The sequence below is a fragment of the Tundrisphaera lichenicola genome (genome assembly GCF_051175385.1).
GTDB lineage: Bacteria > Planctomycetota > Planctomycetia > Isosphaerales > Isosphaeraceae > Tundrisphaera > Tundrisphaera lichenicola.
In genome coordinates this window covers 4,075,239-4,094,008 of the sequence record NZ_CP195106.1, presented here as the reverse complement: position 1 = coordinate 4,094,008, position 18,770 = coordinate 4,075,239, and the positions used below count along the sequence as shown (strand labels likewise).

The following is an 18,770-nucleotide window of genomic DNA, read 5'->3' as shown; positions in this document are numbered from 1 at the left end:
GACATCTGACGATTCATCGCAACAAGAGTTGGCGGACCAGCGCGATCGGCAGCCCCCCCTGGGCGACGAACGCGTCGTGGAACTCGCGGAGCCCGCCCCCCTTCTTGGCCCGATACTCGTCGCGAAGCTCCTGGATCTGGAGCTTGCCGAAAGTGTAATAGAGATAGGTCGGGTTGTAGGCCCCGCGCCGAGCTTCTTCGTAGGCGTTGGCGGCTTCCTGGAACCCCTTCTCGACGAAGACCCTGGCCCCCTCCTCGACGGTCATCCCCTTCGTGTGGAGCTTCACACCGACCACGTACCGACAATCCCTCAAGAGGGCCTCCTGGAGCTGAGCCAGTCGGATCTTGGGATCGCCGCCGCCGAACCCTTCGTCGACCATCATCTGCTCGGTGTAATGAGCCCAGCCTTCGGCGTTGGTCCCGCAGAAGATCAGCTTCCGGGTCTTGGTCGGGAACCGTGGAGCATAGAGGAACTGGAGGTAATGCCCGGGATAAGCCTCGTGAATGTTGATCATGGCCACGACCGGCGGGTTGTAGAGCCGGAGGTGTTCCTCGGCATGCTTCGCATCCCAGTCCTTCTCGACCGGAGTGACGTAATAAAACGCCTCGGTCGCCTTCGACTCGAACGGACCGGGGGTGTCCATCGACGCGAAACTGCCCGATCGGGCGTAAGGCGGGGTCTCCTCGATCCGAGGCCGGACCTCCGATGGGATCGTTGCGATCTGCTTCTCGACCAGGAACTTCCGGGCTTCATCGACGGATCGGCGGACCGAGGGGATCAGATCGTCGGCGGTCGGGTGGTCGTCGGAAAGTCCGTTCATCACTTCGGCCGAGGACTTCGTCGGGTCGATCAACCGAGCCGTCGCCTCGAAGGCCGCATAGTCCCTGGCAAGCTGGGCCTCCCCCTTCGCCAGGAGCTGGTCCAGGGGCAAATCCACCATCTCCTCGAAGCGGAGCTTGGCCAGGAAGTGGTCCGGGCCGATCGCATATCGACCGTCCGAGCGTGGCTTGAGGTCGGATTCGAGCCAGTCGGCAAACGTCTCGACCGAGGCGATGACCCTGTCGTTCACGGCCTCGAACTCCCGGAGGAGTGCATCGTCGGCCCCGGCGGCGTCCCTGGCCCAGGTCAGGACCGACCCCTTGAAGAAGCCGACGGACCCCCGAGCCATCCGGATGGCCAGGTCGGTGAACTCCTTGGGGGGGTTCTTTAGATTGGCCCGGGCCGCCTCGAAGACCGCCGGGATCGCGGCCTCTCGGGCGATGACCCGTCGGAGCCGCTCGGCGGCCGGGGCGAAGTCCCGCTTCATCAGGCCATCGATCGCCCCGCCGGGCAACCCGGCATAGAGCATCGGGTTGACCTCCCAGACCCTCAGCGTCTCCAGGTCGAGCAGCTCGGCGCGGAGTTGACCATCCAGGACCTTCGCATCGATCATGTCGTCGGGCCGGGAGACCTCGATCCCCCCGAGTTCCGCCAGTTCACGCTTCAACTCGCCGATCCGAGCCTCGATGCTGGCTCGGGAAAAGTCTTCCAGCTTCGAGTCATACTCATGGAGCCCGGCGGAAGTGCCCTCCGAAGGATGGGCCGCGAATCTCGCCGCGAAGTAACCGTCGACAAATCGGGCGAACTTCGAATCGGCCTCATCGGCCAGCGCCGCCCGACAAACCGGCCCGACCCCGGTTACCAGTGCCAAGGCGACGAGTAAGCAATCCCATTTCATCCCAGGAGACTCCCGTAAGTTGAGGCACAGGCGGGCGGGCCGACCGAAGGAGTCTCACAGGATCGGGGATCTCCGAGGGGATCGCAATCCCTCCTGTCCTGATCGTTCTCCACGAACGTGATCTTGCGTTCGACACGAGCGGTCGTTAACTTAATCACTGTTCATCGGTTGAGGGGCGGTAGCTCAATTGGGAGAGCGCAGCGTTCGCAATGCTGAGGTTGAGGGTTCGATCCCCTTCCGCTCCACTGAAGGCTTGAAACGACAAGATTTGACGGCTGATATTCATCGGCCCATTTCCGGCACGATTGACCGATGGAGTCGGACCCTCGAGGTGATCGGGCTGTCTTAACCCTCGCGGATCTCCGCTTCACTCCACGGTCCATCACTTCGCACGGTGCTCTTCGGCCGGTCATTATCTCGGGGCTCCTCCCAGGATCTTGAGTGTCCTGGAAGAACTTTCCGAAACTCAAAACTCCGGATCGATGCCTCTTCTCGGCCTGGCGGAGAAGAACGTACGTCGGTCGAACGATGGCCGGCATGCCGTCGTGGCCACCGGTTGGCAACCGGATGCGAAGCGCCCTCGACCGTGGTAAGTCGGCAGTAGCGCCAGTACCATCAAGTCACCGTTCGGAGAACCGAAAGGCGACGCAGGCACGCCTCGGGTGGATTTCCCGGACGATCGGGCCCTCGTGGCCGAGTCATTGCCGGCGCCTTTCGGAGAGTTCGAGTCGATGTTTCGATACTCACAAATCGCCCCGGCCCTCGTGGTCCTGGCCTGGGCCTCGTCGTGCGTCTACGCTCAGGAGGCGGCGGGCGATCCCTCGCGATTGACCCTCGATCGGATCTTCGCGTCTCGCGACTTCGATTCGGAGTCGCTCGGTGCTCGATGGCTGGCCGACGGTCGGGGGTACACCCTCCTTGAGTCGGCCGAGGGCGGGCGCGGGCGTGACATCGTCCGGGTCGATCCCGAGACCGGCGACCGCGAGGTCCTGGTCCCCTCGACGCGGCTGGTGCCGAACGGAGAGCCGGGGCCCCTGGCCATCGATGACTACAGATTCTCCGACGATGGCTCGAAGCTGCTGATCTATACCAATTCGAAGAGGGTCTGGCGCGTCAACTCGCGAGGGGATTACTGGGTCCTCGACCGGACGAGCCGCGAGTTGCGTCAACTGGGGGGAGACGCCCCGCCAGCCTCGCTGATGCACGCCAAGTTCTCGCCCGACGGCCTGAAGGTGGGTTACGTCCGCGACAATGACCTGTATGTGGAGGAAGTTCGCGGCGGCGCGATTACCCGGTTGACGCATTCCCCTTCACCCGACCAGATCAACGGCACGTTCGACTGGGTCTACGAGGAGGAATTCGGCCTCCGCGACGGATTTCGATGGAGCCCCGACAGCCAGCAGATCGCCTACTGGCAGCTTGATACCAGCGGGGTCCGCGCGTTCCCCCTGGTGAATAACGCCGCCGGGCTCTATCCGGAAGTGAAGTGGATCAAATACCCGAAGGTGGGGGAACAGAATCCGTCCTGTCGAGTCGGAGTCGTGGCCGCGACGGGCGGCGACACGCGCTGGCTTGGGATCCCGGGGGATACGCGGGATCACTATATCGCCTATCTGGAGTGGTCAGCCCTCGGCGGGAAGCAGGAGTTGGTCATCCAGCAGTTGAACCGGCTCCAGAACACCGTGCGCGTCATGATCGCCGACCCCGCTGGCAACTGGGTGAAGTCGATCCTCACCGATCGAGACGACGCCTGGGTCGATCTCCAGCCCGACCTCGACTGGATCGACTCGGGCAAGCATTTCCTCTGGCTCAGCGAACGGAGCGGCTGGCGGCATCTCTACCGGGTCGATCGCACCGGCCAGGAGACGACGCCCATCACTTCGGGTTCCTTCGATGTCATCCGCCTGGCCGGGATCGACGAGGCCGAGGGATGGGCGTACTTCGACGCTTCGCCCGAGAATGCCACGCAAAGTTATCTGTTCCGCGCGCGGCTCGACGGGTCGAGCACCACGCCAGAGCGGGTCTCGCCCGAGAACATGCCCGGCACTCACAGCGACAAAATCGCACCCGGCGGACGATGGTCGATTCACCAGTACTCGCAGTTCGACACCCCGCCAGTCATCGACCTCGTCCGACTCCCATCCGGGGAGCGGGTTCGGACCCTGGTCGACAATCAGGGGCTCAAGGATCGTTTCGCCGCCCTGAAGAAGCGTCCGGTCGAGTTCCTCAAGGTCAAGATCTCCGATGGAGTCGAGCTCGATGCCTGGCGGATCCTGCCCCCCGACTTCGATCCTGCCAGGTCGTACCCGCTGCTCGTCCACGTCTACGGCGAACCCGCCGGGCAAACGGTCCTCGACGCCTGGGGCGGGAACAATGCCCTCTGGCACCGGATGATGGCGGAGCGGGGCTATGTGGTCATGAGCTTCGACAACCGGGGGACCCCCGCGCCGCGGGGTCGAGCCTGGAGGAAGTCGGTGTACCGGAAGATCGGGATCCTGGCCCCCGAGGATCAGGCCGAGGCGGTCCGGGCCGTCCTCCGCGACTCTCCCTACCTCGACCCGAGCCGGGTCGGCGTCTGGGGCTGGAGCGGCGGCGGCTCGATGAGCCTCAACGCCATCTTCAAGTACCCGGATCTCTATGCGACCGCCGTCTCCGTGGCGCCCGTACCCAATCAGCGCTTCTACGACACGATCTACCAGGAACGATACATGGGCTTGCCGGGCGACAACGTCCAGGGTTTCAAGGAAGGTTCCCCGATCAGCCATGCGAGCCGGCTCAAGGGGAAGCTCCTGCTCATCCACGGGACCGGAGACGACAACTGCCACTACCAGGGGACCGAGGCGCTCATCGACGAGTTGATCCGGCACGATAAGCCGTTCAGCATGATGGCCTATCCCAACCGATCCCACTCGATCAGCGAGGGAGAGAACACCACGCGCCACCTCCGCGGCTTGATGACCCGCTATCTCCTCGAAAACCTCCCCGCCGGGCCGGTTTCTCGATGAGACCGGGGAGGCCGATTCGACCCGGATCCGAGTCGAGAGGGGCAGCCCGGCCGGTCGCGGTTCGGGCTGCCTCTACGATCCGATTACTTGACTCGCAGCAACTTCATGATGCGTCCCGCGACGTTCCAGTCCTGGACGTAGAGGTTGCCTTCCTTGTCCCAGGATGAGCCGTGGGTCCCGGAGAAGATGCCCTCGATCCACTGATCCTGCGGGATATTGTAGTTGCCGCCCTTGGCCGGGTCGGGATTGAAGCCGAGCACCGACATGATGGTGTTGTTCTTGTCGAGGATCACCAGCCGACCCTTGAGGTCCGGCACGGAGACGAAATCTCCCTGGACGACGGCCGAGGTCGGCATCCCCAGACCGGTCACGACCTCTTCGATGAATTCCCCGTCGAGGCTGTAATGCACCAGGCGGCCCTTGGGCTCGTGATTCCGGTCGCAGATCAGCAGGCGGGGCGGGCTATACCGGGTGTCGAGCGTCATCCCGTGGGCGGTGTTGAATTCCTTGAGGCCATTGCCCTTGGTCCCGAAGTGCATCAGGTACTTGCCGGTTTTGTCGAACTTGAAGATGTGATTGCTCGCGTAGCCGTCCGACAGGAAGATGTCGCCATTGGGGGCGACGGTGATCGCGGTCGGGTTGAATTTCTTCAGGCCCAGCCCTGATGCCTCGGGGAAGGGGAGCTTCAGGACGATCTCGCCGGACTGGGCGTTGAACTTGAACCCCTCGGCATTGGCGTTGCGGGCCCCGTAGATGAACTCGCCCCCTTCTTCTTCGCGGATCTTCATATCGTGGATGTCGGAATATTTGTCGCCCAGGAAGCTCCGGACGACCTTCCCCTCGGGGTTGAAGACGAAGACACCGGCATGGGCACTGGTGTAGATGTTGCCTTCCTTGTCGACCACCACGCTCCCGTGGCACGGCCCGATGGCCGACTTCCCGTCGGAAGCGAGGCCCCAACCCGGCACGGTGTCGAACGTCATCAGGCCGCATCCCATCCGGACGGGCAGGGTCGTATCCGCCGCCGGAGCGGAGACCGCGGGGCAGATGGCGAGGGCCAGCGCGAGGCAGAAGAGACGATGGTTCACGATCAGGGCTCCTGGTTGTGTTGCTGTCAATGGAGGCGGGATGATCCGAGAGGGCCGCCGAGCCACGACCTGGCGCGGGAGGCCTTGAGGAGCGTATTATGCGCGGGCCCGCGAGACATGTCACCAACCGCGTAGGGCGGCGTCCCTCGATTTTGCAAGCATTGGCGAGGACCGGCCGGATGTCTCCCGAGGTCGGCCCGACCCTCGAAGATGGTCGCCCTTCAACGTTCTCCGAACGCCGAACGCCCGCGCCTCTTCAACTCCGCCTGGATGTCCGACCCTTCGTAGAACCACGACCACCCCGTCACGCTTTTCGACTCGCCCGGCGGGCAATCGGGGATCCTGGGATCCGAGTGGAGGCAGGGACAGGCCGCATTTCCCCAGGCCCGCTTGCAGCCTTCCCAGGCCGTGATGATCCAGCGCCGGCCCGAGTTGTCGCTGGCGGCGGCGAAGGGGGGCTGGAAGAGTTTGTTCTCGTTCGAAGTCGTTTCGAATCCATCCAGGCTCTTGAGCATCACGCACATCTGGATGTCGAGCCCGGTCAGGGTCTCGGTCGAACCGTTCGTCACCCGAAACTCCAACCGGGTCCCATCCGGCCCGGGGGTCACTCGCGAGGTCAGAGTGACCAAATTCGGCAGCGGACGCGACATTTCGAGCGAGCCATCGGGATGGGTGGACCATTCGAGCGGCGGGAGGGTCTGACCTCGCTCGTCCCAGAGGGTCGGGATGTGGGTGTGCGCCAGGAAGAGCAGCTTCCGAGGCCCGTCGGGGGTGTCGTGCCAGACGGCCTCGGGGACGTCCGCAACCGCGTATCCGCCGTTCTTCCACGGGGCGAAGAGGCTGACCTTGGTCTCTCGTTGGGGCCGGATGGCACCGTCCCGGAAGCCAATCCGGGGATGCCGGCCGCCGGGATAGGGTAGGACGCTCGGCCGAGGGACGTCCTGGGAACCGGCAACCAGTCCGAGTCGCCTGGCGGCGGAGTCGACCTCATCGGCGGCCAGTCCGAGGGCGGCACCGGCCTCGGTCGAGGTGTATCGATGATGGACGAGCATCGAGGTGAGCCAGGCTCGAAGGTCGGCATCGGACCCGGCCGGGCGGGCATTCGATCCGTCGAGGCCGGTCGAGACGAGTTTCTTCCGGTCCTCGATGACACCCCAGGGGTCCGAGGGGACGATGTCAGGATCGACAAAGCGAGCCAGGTCTCGCAAGGCGATCACTCGATAGCCGTTGTCGGCCAGATACTGGATGTACGACTCGAACGAGGGCGTCGGGGTGCTGACCCAGGAGTGGGCCGTATCGGGGACGCCGTGAAGCTGGATGACGGCGATCTTGCCGCCCCTGGCCTGGGCGACCGCCCGCTTGAAGTCCTCGATCGTCCATCCCGGCCGGGCGTCGCCCGCCGAAGGGATCAGCAATGGGTGGTCGAGGCCCGGCTCGTAGGCGAAGCCCCGGCCCTGTTCGTAGGGATACTCGGGGGCTCCGCCTCGCCTGGCAAACTTGATCCCCTGCGCCTTGAGGATGGGGAGGACATCCGGATCGAGCGCGTTGCCGGGATAGGCCAGGGTGACGGGCCGGGGAATTCCCTGGGCCAGGCATCGGGCGTTGATGGCTTCGAGCTGTTCAATGGTCCCCTCGGGGTCCTTCGAGCTGGGGGCCTTGTGATCGCGGGTATGGTTGCCGATCTCGAACCCGTCGCGGTCGAGCTGGGCGATTTCGTCCCAGGTCATGTAGTCGCGTTTGTTCGTCGGGAAGTCGAACCCCTCGGTGACGAAGAAGGTCGCGCCGAAGCCGTGCTTCTTGAGTAACGGGGCCGCGATCGCCACATGCGACCGGCTGGAGTCGTCGAACGTCAGGACGACCAACTTATCGGGGATCGGATCCCGCGCGAGAGCGGGCAGGACCGGGCCGAGGAGGAGAAGGAGCGTGAGCAGGCGCATGGGGTAGACCTCGCTGGAGAGCAGCGAACGGCTTGACTCCGAGTCGCCAAGTTTACTGGTCCCGAGATCGAGAAGTAAGATCCCCGGCGAACCGGGAGGGTGGCCGGGCGAGAAGATCCTGATACGCTGGATCGGCACACTACCGGGCTCGGCCGGAGCCCCGGGAATTGGGCGTTCACAACAGGTCGCGAGGCGACCGGGCGAGGTCTGACATGAGGCTCGGTTTGATCGGCTCGACCGGACACTGGCAGACCTACGCGCCCGCCCTGGAGAACGTCCGGGGCCTGGCCCTGGTCGCGGTCGCGTCCTCCGGCCCGGAGGAGACCCTCGGCGCGTTCGACCACGCCCCCGGCCAGTCGCCGGAGACCCATCGCTACCAGGACCCCTGGAAGATGCTCGAAGCCGAGCGGTTGGACCTGGTGCAAGTTTGCACCGGCAGCGACCAACAATCATCCTGGGTTCGAACGTGCCTGGAGCGAGGGCTCCCGGTGATGGCGGAGAAGCCGCTGGCGACCGACCTGACCACGCTGGAATCGCTCTTCCAGGCCGCCCGGAAATCCGGGGCGGCCCTCGTCCCGATGCACACGATGAGGGGGGCGTCGGAGTTGGCGGCGGTCCGGGAGGCAGTCCGGGCCGGAGAGGTCGGCGAACCGATGCTGAGCTTCAGCCAGAAGTCCTACAAATGGGGCCAGGGCCGACCGGATTCCTATCGGAGCCGAAAGACCTTCCCGGGACTGGCGCCGTGGGTTGGCATCCATGCCTTCGATTGGCTCCACTGGATCCTCGGCGATGTGTTCACCGAGGTGACCGGGCGGGAAGGGACGACGGCCCGGCCCGACTTCCCCGCCTGCGGTAGCCAGGCAGGCTACCTGCTGACCATGAACAACGGGGGGGTCGCGGCGGTCACGCTCGATTATCTCCGACCCGAGGCCGCGCCGACTCACGGGGATGAGCGGCTCCGGATCGCCGGGGATCGGGGCGTCATCGAGACCTCGCTGGCCGATCGAAAGGTGATCCTGAGCACCGCCGATCGCCCTCCCCGAGCCCTGGCCCTGAAACCCCAGATCGACCTCTTCACCCGGTTCGCCCGATCGCTCCGAGGGGAAGGTCCGCCCCCGCTCGCTCTCCAGGAGGGGTGCCGGATCACGGAGATCGCCATCAAGGCGCAGCAAGCCGCGGAATCCGGACAGGCCGTCTCCCTCCGCGATTCGCCCTATCGCCAGCCCTGACCTGGGGACCCCGCCAGGCCAGGAGCAAGGTCTATTCGTCCGCTAATGAACCTCGGATGAATCGGGGCCCGGCTCGATGCCGCGGTTCATCGCCGATCACATCGGCGTCGGCCCGGAATGGCTGGCCGGGCAGGCCGATCGAGATGAGACCCGCAAGGCGCATCTGATCGTCTGGTTCGCTTGCCGAAGACCTCGGGCGAGTCCGGCCGCGATCTGACGGGTGTGAGCCCCAGGGGCATTTTGTTCCCGGGCGGGCATAAAGACCCCTGAATAGTTCTCCCATCTTCGTTGGGAGTTTTATTGTTCTATCGTTCGACGTAGCCCACGTGTCTCGTCGGCCGACCCAGGTCCGCGCGCTGAAGCGGGACGATCTTGGCCCGGCGGCCCGCGTCTCCCTCCCGATCCGCCCTCCCACGATTCGAGACCGTCCGGGGTCGTTCCGCGGCGGTCGATGACACTGGTCTTTGAGTACGAAAGTTGTCGAGGTTCACCATGTCGAAGCAAACCGTCCGTCGCCATCGAATCGAAGACAGGAATCGCACGCGTCGGTCGCGTTTGTTTCAGATCGAGACGCTGGAGAGCCGAGTCACGCCGACCGCGTACTCGGTGAACATCCTGGGCGATGCCTCCGGCCTCGCCGTCGGGAGCGGCTCGGGGACCAGCGGTGACCTCCGCTACTGCCTGAACCAGGCGATCGCGGACCAGCAGTCGGACACCATCACGTTCGACCCGACGGTCTTCACCGGCTCGCCGCAAAAAATCATCTCGCTCGACGCCAGCCTAATCACCGCGCCTGCGGCGTTCACAAACCCCTACGGCCAGACCTCGTTCATCATCGGGACCGGCGACGACATCACGATCGACGGCTCGCTAGGCGCGGGCGGGCTGGGAATTACCCTCGACGGCGGCGGCCTCACCCGGCTCTTCGCCATTCAGGGTGGCGGGGCCTTGGCGCTGAACAATCTCACGCTGACCGGCGGCCAGGCCACCGGCGGGGCGGGCGGCTCCGACAACGTCGGCGGTGCGGGCGGCGGCGGGGCCGGACTGGGCGGCGGCGTGCTGGTCGACGGCATCGGCAGTCAATTCACGGCCAGCGGCTGCACCTTCGTCAACAACCAGGCCACGGGCGGCGCGGGCGGCGAGACCACATCGGGCGCGGCACAAGCGGGCGCGGGTGGTGGTGGCCTGGGGTCCCCCGGGACGGCACCCACCGTCAGTACGGGTGGTGACGGCGGCGGAGTGAATGGCGGGACCGGCGGAGTTCGCCGGGCTACGGGAGGTGACGGAGGCCTCGGAGGCGGTGGCGGCGGCGGCGGGGACGGCCTCAATGGTACCGGCATCGGCAAACCGGGGGGCCTGGGCGGATTCGGCGGCGGCGGTGGCGGCGGCGGGGACTTCAGCCACGGCGGCCTGGGCGGATTCGGAGGCGGCGGCGGCGGCGGCGGCGGCGGCCAGGGATCGAGCCTCGGCGGATCAGGCGGATTCGGCGGCGGCGGCGGTGGCAATGGTGTCCTTAGTGGCAACGGCGGAGGTGGCGGTGGCGGCGCCGGACTGGGAGGGGCCATATTCAGCAATGGCGGCTCCTTGACCCTCACCAATGACACCTTCACGCAGAACACCGCCACCGGCGGGGCCGGCGGTCCGGGGGGCAATGCCGGATCGGCCGGTCGGGGCAGTGGTGGGGCGGTCTTCGTCCGCAACGGCACGCTCGATGCCACCTTCGTCACCTTCACCGCTAACACGGCCGCCGAGGGCGGCACCGATGTCTACGTCCTCAGCGATGGCGTCGCCAACCAGGCCATTGCCACCTTGAAAAACAGCATCCTCGGCCAGGACACGAGCACCATCGTCACCGACTTCTTCGCCACCACCAACAATAGCGGTACGGCCGCGAACCTGGCCGCCAGCACTAACAACCTGGTCACGCTGAATGGGACGGGTGCCAACGGCCTTCCTCCCGGGTCGATCGTCGCCGGCACCAGCCCGAACTTCGCGGTGGCCGGGCTGGCGGATAACGGCGGGCCCACCCGGACGATCGCCTTGACGTCGGCGAGCACCTCGGCCCTCGCGATCGCGACGACCGACACCGGTATTTCGACCGACCAGCGAGGCGTCGCACGCGCCAACACCCCCGATATCGGCGCGTTCGAGTTAACGCCGGCCGGGCCGACGATCGGCAGCGTGAATCCGAATCAGGGCTACAGCACTGGCGGGACCTCGATCACCATCACCGGAACCAGTTTCGTAGACGGCGCGACGGTCACCGTGGGCGGCGCGACCGCCACCAACGTCGTCGTCGTCAGCGCGACCTCGATCACCGCGACGACGCCCGCCGGTACGGTCGGAGCGGCCGACGTCGTGGTCACCAACCCCGACACCTCCACGACCACCGACGCCGGCGCCTTCACCTACCTCCAGACCCAGGCCGACCTCACCGTCACCAATAACGGGCCAGCCAACGCCACCGCCGGCGACCCGAACGGGTTCGACTACGTCTTCACCGTCACCAATAACGGGCCCACCGATAACATCGGCGGGTTTACGCTCACCGACGTCCTTCCGGCGGGGCTCACCTTCTCGCCGATCGGTAGCACCGCAGGCACTTCGGCCTCGGGCCAGACGGTCACTTATTCCACGGCCTCCGGCCTCGCCAGCGGCTCTTCGGCCGTCGTGACCATCCACGTCACGCTCGGATCCGCCGCCGCCAGCGGATCGACGCTCTCCAACTCCGGCACCGTGGCGAGCAACGGCACCACCGACCCTACGCCAGGAAATGACGCCTCGAACACCGTCACGACGACCGTCCAGCGGAACATGGATCTCGGGGTCGTTTTGACCGGCGTACCGAACCCGGTGACGGCCGGCTCCGGGACGAATAACCTCGTTTACACCATCACAGTCACGAACAACGGCCCGTCCGACTCGGCGGCCGTGTCGCTCAACGAATCGGTCACAATTCCGGGCACGGGCGTGACGATCAACAGCGTTCAGCCGAGCGTCGGGAGTTTCAGCCCGAGCGGCAACGCGGCCACGGGCGTCTGGAATGTCGGGGCGCTCGCATCGGGCGCCAGCGCCACACTGACTGTGACCTTCACGGTCGGCGGATCGAGCCCCCTCGGGGCCGGCGTCATCACCGGCACGGCCGGCGTGAGCAGCGTCGCAGGTAACGAGACCCTCGTCAACCCGGGCGATGACAGCGCCTCGGTGAGCACGACGGTGGTTCGAACCACGGCCAACCTCGCGGGCCACCTCTTCCTCGATTACACCGGCAACGCCGTGCAGGATCCGGGCGAGCCCGGGGTCGTCGGGCGGACCGTCTTCCTCGACACGAACGGCAACGGCGTGCTCGATCTCGGCGAACCGTCGGCGTTGACCGGGGCCGCCGGTGCCTATTCCTTCACCGGCATCACGCCGGGGACGTACACCCTCAGCCTCAAGACGCTCGGTTTCGAGAGGGGCGTCGGCGTGAACGGCACCGGGACGACTCTGGTGCTCTCGGCCGGCGAAGACCTCTCGGGGGTCGGCCTCGGCGAACGGGTCCGCTCGGCGGTAGGGCCTCTACCCGTCAACTCCCAGGTCTTCGCCGGGACCTACCCCGACGCCAATACGGCGCTGGTTGAGGGCTACTATCACGCCATCCTCGGGCGGTCGGCCGATTCGGGCGGCCTCGCGTACTGGACCCAAGCCCTCCGGACCACCTCGCCACAAGCGGTGATCCGCGGCATCGTCAATTCCAACGAGTCACGATCCAACCAGGTGAAGGACTATTACCGGGTCATCCTCGGCCGCACCGCTTCTGCCGGCGAGGTTGCGGGCTGGGTCAGTCAGATGCAAGCGGGGCGGTCGTCCTCCGACGTCGCCACCGCCTTCCTGACCTCCCCGGAGTACACGGCCAAGAACGTCTCGAACCAAACGTTCGTGAACTCGCTCTACCGGGTCTTGCTGAGCCGCGAGGCCGATTCTGGCGGGCTCGCCTACTGGACCAACGTCCTCAATTCCGGGGCGGCCACGCGGGCCAAGGTCGTCGCCGGGTTCTTCAACTCGGCCGAGTCGCGAGACCTGGCGATCGACGCCTTGTACGCCGAGTTGCTCGAGAGGCCCGTCGACCCGGTCGGCAAGGCCGCATTCCGGCCCTTGGCTTCGACCGGCACCGGTAACGATCAGCTGATCGTGACGATCCTGTCGTCGCCCGAGTTCACCCGTCGGAGGACGTCTGCCGGGGGATGAGGTCGAAGAGCGTCGAGAGGTGAGGCTCGTAAGCCTTCCAGCGGGCCAGGGACTTCCGGTAGATCGGCTGCCTGACCTGGCCCACGCTCGCCGTCCGGACCGTCCGGTTCGTCTTGTGGAATTTGAGGCAGGCCGGGTCCCATTCCAGGCCGCAGGCCGCGACCAGGCGGCGGGCCCCGGCCTCGAAATCGTCGACGAGCGCCTCGTAATTGACCTCATGAACGGTGCGCGGCAACACCTCACGCCAGTGCCGCATGAGCCGGACGTGGTCCCGGCACCGCCGCGCGAGGTCTCCCTCGTCATCGGCCCAGCGGATGCTCCGGAATTGCGTCATCCAGCAGGAAACCGCCACGTCGCGGAGGTCGCGGCGCACGTAAATCAAGGTCGCCCTCGGGAACATCAGGGCGATCAGGCCGAGGTACAAATAATTATCCGGCAACTTGTCGACCACCCGCCCCGGATTGGCCCCGGGGCTCTGGATGGCGACCTTGGCGTCCACGCCGGCCGTGTAGGCGTCGGCCAGCCGCCTGAGCGTGCCGACGTCGAGGGCTTGCAGGCTGGAGGCCAGGGGATCCTGGCTCCCCGCCGGGGTCGGTGGGAGTGAGTCCATGGCACGCCGGACCAGCGGAAGTTCGCCCGCGCCGTGGATAAGACCATGGCTGGCGAGCACCTGTTCCACCAAGGTCGTGCCCGATCTCGGCATCCCGAAGACGAAGACCGGGCGTTCGGTCTGGTCGCCGCCCCCGGAGAGTCGCTCGAAGAGGGCGGGCGTGAACCCGGCGATGAGCCGGTCGACATAGCGGGCGTGCTCGTCGGGGTCGTACGACTGCCCGTTTCCCTGCCTTTGTCGTCGGGCGAGGGCGTTGGCCGGCCCGAGACAGGCCGCGGCCTCGGGGAAGTCGCCCCGGGCGTCGGCGACCTGCGCGAGCGCGTACAAGGCTTCCATGCGGGGCAACGCGCCGACGGGCGAGTAGAGGTGGAACCGGAGCCGGTCGCGGTCCTCGTCGGTCACCCGGCCTCGGGCCAGCACGGCACGCCGGGCCAGCGGCAGGGGCGAATCCGGGTGTCGGGCCTCGGCCTCGCGGTAAGAGGCTTCCGCGTCGGTCATCTCGCCCCGTTCCTCTTGAAGCCCCCCGAGGTTCAGCCAGGCGTCGAGGTGATTGGGCTGCAATCCCAGGGCGCGCCGGTATGCGGCCTCGGCGTCGGCATGCCTTTCGGCGCATTGACAGGCCCAGCCGAGGTCGCTCTGCGCGTCGGCGCTATCCGGCTCGATCGCGGCTCGCCGCTCGCAACTGGCGACGGATTCGGCCCATTGCTCGACCAGGCCATAGGCGACGGCCAGTTGCCGGTGAAACGTCGGATTCCCTGGGGCCAGATCGGCGGCCAGGCGGAGATACGGAAGCGCCTCGGCGACCTTCCCCTCGTGCTGGAGGGTCAAGCCCAGGTTGGCCTGGGCCACGGCCAGTCCGGGCTCCAGTCGGACGGCCTCGGCGTACGCCCCCCTCGCCTCCTCCCAGCGGCCGAGCGCGAGCAAGGCGTTGCCGAGGTTGTTGCGGGCGGCCGGCAGGTCGGGCTGGAGCCGAACGGCTTCCTGGCAATGCGGGAGTCCCTCGGCCGGCTGGTCGCGGTCGGTCAGCAACTGCCCGAGATTGGCGCGGGCCAGGGCCAGGTTCGGATCGAGGCGTAAGGCCGCGCGGAAGGCCTCCAGGGCCTCGTCGGCCCGGCCGAGAGAGAGCAGCGAGGTGCCCCGGTTATTCTGAACGGTCGCGTCATCCGGTCGCAGGACCAGCGCGGCGTCGAACTGCCCCACGGCCTCCTCGAACCGGCCCATGTCGTGCAAGACCAGGCCGAGGTTGTTGGCCGCCTCGGGAAAGTCGGGCTGCAATTCCAGAGCCTTGCGGCAGCTCGCGGCGGCCTGCTCGTAGAGCTTCAGCGAGCGATATGCCTCGGCCAGATTACTGCGAATCGAAGCGACTTCGGGCCGGAGGGCGACGGCCCTGGCGATCAGATCGGCCGCGCGGGCGGGGTAACCGCACTGCTGATGCAACACCCCGAACAGGTGCAACGCCGCGATGTCGTCGGGGTCACGCGCCAGCAACGCCTGGTAAACCCGGGCCGCGTCCGCGAACCGACCCGCCTTGTGGTGCTCATAAGCGTCTTGAACCGAGTTTCCGGAAGGCCCGTCTTGCGTCGTGGTCATGTCGCGGCCGGGTCGGATGTTGGCGTGTCGTGGGCTCAGCGCGAGATCGCTGGCCTATCCCAACAGAATCGGCCGCTCATCGCAACGCGACACGCTGCGGGGTGCCACGCGGACGACCTCAAACCGAAAAAATTCACCGATTTAACCCTCACTTTCAGGCGGCCGGGGAATCGATGTCCTCCAGTCTGGTTGACATAAGGGGGCGAGTCGGATCGGAGCAGGAAGCACGGTCTGGCCGAGACCCAGTATTCTCCTGGATCGATTTTGTTGAAATGGTGTAAAATAATTTTCTATCCTTATTTCCGTACGATCTCGCCCGAACCGAGAGGTCCCGATGCCGCGAACCACTCGCCCGTCTCGCCGTGGGTTCTTGAAGATAGGCGCGCTAGGGCTTGGTGGTTTGAACCTGGCCCGGTTACTCCGGGCCGAGGCCAACTCGGGGATCCGCTCATCGACGAAGTCGGTCATCCTGATCTACCTGGTTGGCGGGCCTCCGCACCAGGACATGTTCGACCTCAAGCCCAACGCCCCGGCCGAGGTCGCCGGGCCCTGGCGACCGATCGCGACCAATGTCCCGGGCATCGAAATCTGCGAAGCCTTCCCGCTCATGGCGAGGATGATGGATAAGTTTGCCATCATCCGATCGCTGGTCGGAAATCAGGCCGATCACGACGCGATCCAGGTCTTCAATGGACGCGACCCCCGCAAGCCGACCCCCAGCGGTGGATGGCCCCAACTCGGTTCGGTGGTCGCCGGGCTCCAGGGGCCGGTCGAGCCGGCCGTGCCCGCCTTCGTGAGCCTCTGTTACCCTTGCACGCACCCGCCTTACAACGAGCCGGGGCCCGGGTTCCTGGGGACGTCGCTTTCCCCATTCCAGCCGATCGATCCCGGCCGTAAGGAGCTGGGCAGCCCGGAGATCAACATCGATCGCCTCATGGATCGCAAGGCCCTCCTGAGGAACCTGGACGACCTCCATCGATCGGCCGAAGCCCACGGATCGATCCGGGCGATGGACGCCTTCAACGAGCAGGCCTTCGCCCTGTTGACCTCGTCCAAGGTAGCTTCGGCGCTCGACCTCTCGAAGGAAGACCCGAAGACCGTCGACCGCTATGGAACGGGCGATCCCAAGGTTTTCATGGACGGCAACGGTGCCCCTCGGGTCCCTCAGAGCCTCCTGATGGCCCGTCGCCTCATCGAGGCCGGTGTGAGGGTGGTCACGCTGAACTACAGCAAATGGGACTGGCACGGCGGCTCGAACAACTCGATCTTCGAGCGCGAGAAGGAGGACTTCCCGGCCCTGGATCGATGCCTCAGTACGCTCGTCGAGGACTTGCACGATCGAGGCCTGAGCGACGATTGCACGGTGGTGGTGATGGGCGAGTTCGGGCGAACGCCGAAGATCAATAATCAGGTCGGGCGAGACCACTGGCCGCAGGTGAACTGCGCCGTCTTGGCCGGAGGTGGAATGAAGACCGGGCAGGTCATCGGCGCGACCGACCGGATGGCCGGCGAAGTGGTCTCGCACCCGGTCACCTTCGGCGACCTGTACGCCACCATCTACAGAAACCTCGGTATCGACGTCGAGAGCACCTGGGTGAAGGACGTCGAAGGCCGCCCGCAATCCCTGGTCGAGGGCAATTCCCGGCCCATCGCAGCCCTCATCTGAGTTTCCGACGGATCTCCCGGCCCTGACCGATCGGGAGGAAGTCTCTCGGTCAGGACTGAGCGGCCCCGATCGATCGCAATCGATCCCACCCCGTCCGAGTTGCCCCGTCTCGAAGGGGCTCGCGAGCGTCCCTGAACCTGGCCGATCGTCCCTGAGCCGGTACAATCACCCGTGGATCGCGCGATCCCTCGCCCGCCGGACCGGCCGGGCGGATCATCGACCGACTGAGCGGCTCGGGGCCAAGAACTTGGATCAAGCGGATAACCCCTCGGTTCCTTCGGGCCTCGACCCGTTCGCTTCTCGCCGGGTCTGGCTCGGGATGATGGCACTCCTGGCCTTCGGCCTGGTGATGTTCGGAGTGATGACCTCGTTCGAGGAACCGCCCCCCCCGGAGATCGCCAAGGATCCGCTGCTGGTGAGGGGACGGGAAATTTTCCTGGAGCGGTGCGTCTCTTGCCACGGGGCCCAGGGCAGGGGGGATGGGCCGCTCGCGAAGGGCCTGACCGGGCCCGCCCCTCGAAATCTCGTCGAGGATCCCTGGAAGTTCGGCGACCGCCCCGAGCAGGTCCTCGCGGTCCTGGAAGACGGGGTCAAGGACGCCCAGATGCCCGCGTGGGGTGGCACTTATGGCACGCCGGACCTGAAATCGGTGGCCGCTTATGTCTATCACCTGGGGGGCCGACCGATTCCCGATTCGCTCCGCGACCGCTGATCGACGGCGGGTTGTCACCCCGAGGGCCGGCGCGTAAGATCGGCGAAGTGCGAGGCGAGTCCGTCGGCAGGGTCCGGCGGCGACTGGACATCCCACGATTCGCGCAGACTTCCGAGCCGGAGATTCGTTCGTGGCCGATTACAAGACGCAGGTGGAAGATTTCATCGTCGGAGAGGGACCGGCCGCCAAGGCCGGCGATAACGTCTCGGTCCACTACACCGGGACCCTGGTCAACGGGACCAAGTTCGACAGTTCGGTCGATCGCGGCCAGCCGTTTGTCTTCCCGCTCGGGGCTGGTCGGGTCATCAAGGGCTGGGACGTGGGCGTGGCCGGGATGCAGGTCGGGGGCAAGCGAAAGTTGATCATCCCGCCCGAAGAAGGCTACGGAGCCCAAGGAGCCGGCGGGGTGATCGGGCCGAACGCCACGCTCGTTTTCGAGGTCGAACTGCTCAAGATCAACTGATCCATGAGACCCGACCGGATCCGAGAATCCCTGGTCAACCTCCTCGAAAATCTCGGAGGTCGAGCGGCGGGGGCCTGGCGAATCGAGGGAGGCCGGCTCGTCCTGGTCGCCTTCGAGCCCGCCCCCGACCTCGCGCCCGAGGTTGCGATCGGCTTCGAGGAGTCCACCCGATCGGTGGACCTCTCGATGCTCGACCTGGGGATCGTCCGGGCGGTCTCGACGGGCGAGGTGGCCGTCTCGATCGCGGGCGAACTCCCTCCCGAGACCGGCTCGGGCCGGTGGCTTCGCGCCTTCAGTGCCGACCGATCGATCGCCGTACCGGTCCTCGAAGCGAGCGGGAAGGTCGAAGGTGTTGTCTCGATCGCCCTCGGGCTTCAGCCGTCATCCGAGGTCGTCGAGGCCGCGATCCGCGTCATGGTCCGGAATTAGACCTCGGCCCGGACCGGGAGAACGGCCCTTCGCCCGCCGGCTTCAAGGCCCGGCTCGGCGGTGATACTCCCCCGCGACCTCGCGATTCGCCTCGGAA

General features: G+C 66.2%; 12 protein-coding genes and 1 tRNA gene. 9 read left to right on the top strand and 4 right to left on the bottom strand.

All coding sequences use genetic code 11. From position 1 onward, the window contains the following. Window positions 1-13: 13 nt before the first annotated feature. Window positions 14-1,717: a DUF885 domain-containing protein gene (locus P12x_RS16295; RefSeq protein WP_435005365.1), complete on the bottom strand. Its 1,704-nt coding sequence runs from the start codon at window positions 1,715-1,717 to the stop codon at window positions 14-16. 172 nt (window positions 1,718-1,889) lie between these two features. Between P12x_RS16295 and P12x_RS16290 the strand changes: the two genes are divergently transcribed. Further along, window positions 1,890-1,962, top strand: a tRNA-Ala gene (locus tag P12x_RS16290). Between the two features lie 486 nt (window positions 1,963-2,448). Further along, the gene (locus P12x_RS16285) at window positions 2,449-4,722 is read left to right on the top strand and encodes a DPP IV N-terminal domain-containing protein (protein ID WP_435005363.1); all 2,274 of its coding nucleotides are present in this window, start codon (window positions 2,449-2,451) and stop codon (window positions 4,720-4,722) included. Between the two features lie 83 nt (window positions 4,723-4,805). Here the strand turns inward: P12x_RS16285 and P12x_RS16280 are convergent, their stop codons facing one another. Together P12x_RS16280 and P12x_RS16275 are read right to left on the bottom strand one after the other, a co-directional pair. Further along, complete coding sequence (locus tag P12x_RS16280; protein ID WP_435005362.1) at window positions 4,806-5,810, bottom strand: 6-bladed beta-propeller; 1,005 nt, start codon at window positions 5,808-5,810, stop codon at window positions 4,806-4,808. A 221-nt stretch (window positions 5,811-6,031) separates the two neighbouring features. Beyond that, window positions 6,032-7,747 carry a polysaccharide deacetylase family protein gene (locus tag P12x_RS16275; protein ID WP_435005360.1) on the bottom strand — a complete coding sequence of 572 codons (1,716 nt, stop codon included), beginning with the start codon at window positions 7,745-7,747 and terminating at the stop codon, window positions 6,032-6,034. Window positions 7,748-7,959: 212 nt separating this feature from the next. Here P12x_RS16275 and P12x_RS16270 point away from each other — a divergent pair, with 212 nt between their 5' ends. The 3 genes from P12x_RS16270 (at window position 7,960) to P12x_RS16260 (ending at window position 13,203) form a co-directional block, all read left to right on the top strand. Then, window positions 7,960-8,976 carry a Gfo/Idh/MocA family protein gene (locus P12x_RS16270; RefSeq protein ID WP_435005358.1) on the top strand — a complete coding sequence of 339 codons (1,017 nt, stop codon included), beginning with the start codon at window positions 7,960-7,962 and terminating at the stop codon, window positions 8,974-8,976. Window positions 8,977-9,052: 76 nt separating this feature from the next. Next, a complete protein-coding gene (locus tag P12x_RS16265; RefSeq protein ID WP_435005356.1) occupies window positions 9,053-9,193 on the top strand; it encodes a hypothetical protein in 141 nt (46 codons plus the stop codon). 275 nt (window positions 9,194-9,468) lie between these two features. Next, a complete protein-coding gene (locus P12x_RS16260; protein WP_435005355.1) occupies window positions 9,469-13,203 on the top strand; it encodes a DUF4214 domain-containing protein in 3,735 nt (1,244 codons plus the stop codon). On the opposite strand, the gene P12x_RS16255 is transcribed toward P12x_RS16260, so the two are convergent. Beyond that, the gene (locus tag P12x_RS16255) at window positions 13,172-15,403 is read right to left on the bottom strand and encodes a tetratricopeptide repeat protein (protein ID WP_435005354.1); all 2,232 of its coding nucleotides are present in this window, start codon (window positions 15,401-15,403) and stop codon (window positions 13,172-13,174) included. The two genes, P12x_RS16260 and P12x_RS16255, sit on opposite strands and share 32 nt — an antisense overlap. 334 nt (window positions 15,404-15,737) lie before the next feature. Between P12x_RS16255 and P12x_RS16250 the strand changes: the two genes are divergently transcribed. The 4 genes from P12x_RS16250 (at window position 15,738) to P12x_RS16235 (ending at window position 18,673) form a co-directional block, all read left to right on the top strand. After that, window positions 15,738-17,069 carry a DUF1501 domain-containing protein gene (locus tag P12x_RS16250; RefSeq protein ID WP_435005353.1) on the top strand — a complete coding sequence of 444 codons (1,332 nt, stop codon included), beginning with the start codon at window positions 15,738-15,740 and terminating at the stop codon, window positions 17,067-17,069. A 247-nt stretch (window positions 17,070-17,316) separates the two neighbouring features. Beyond that, window positions 17,317-17,781 carry a c-type cytochrome gene (locus tag P12x_RS16245; protein WP_435005352.1) on the top strand — a complete coding sequence of 155 codons (465 nt, stop codon included), beginning with the start codon at window positions 17,317-17,319 and terminating at the stop codon, window positions 17,779-17,781. Window positions 17,782-17,911: 130 nt separating this feature from the next. Beyond that, window positions 17,912-18,244, top strand: coding sequence for an FKBP-type peptidyl-prolyl cis-trans isomerase (locus tag P12x_RS16240; RefSeq protein ID WP_435005351.1), 333 nt, complete (start codon window positions 17,912-17,914; stop codon window positions 18,242-18,244). A gap of 3 nt (window positions 18,245-18,247) precedes the next feature. Continuing rightward, complete coding sequence (locus tag P12x_RS16235) at window positions 18,248-18,673, top strand: hypothetical protein (protein ID WP_435005350.1); 426 nt, start codon at window positions 18,248-18,250, stop codon at window positions 18,671-18,673. Window positions 18,674-18,770 lie beyond the last annotated feature (97 nt).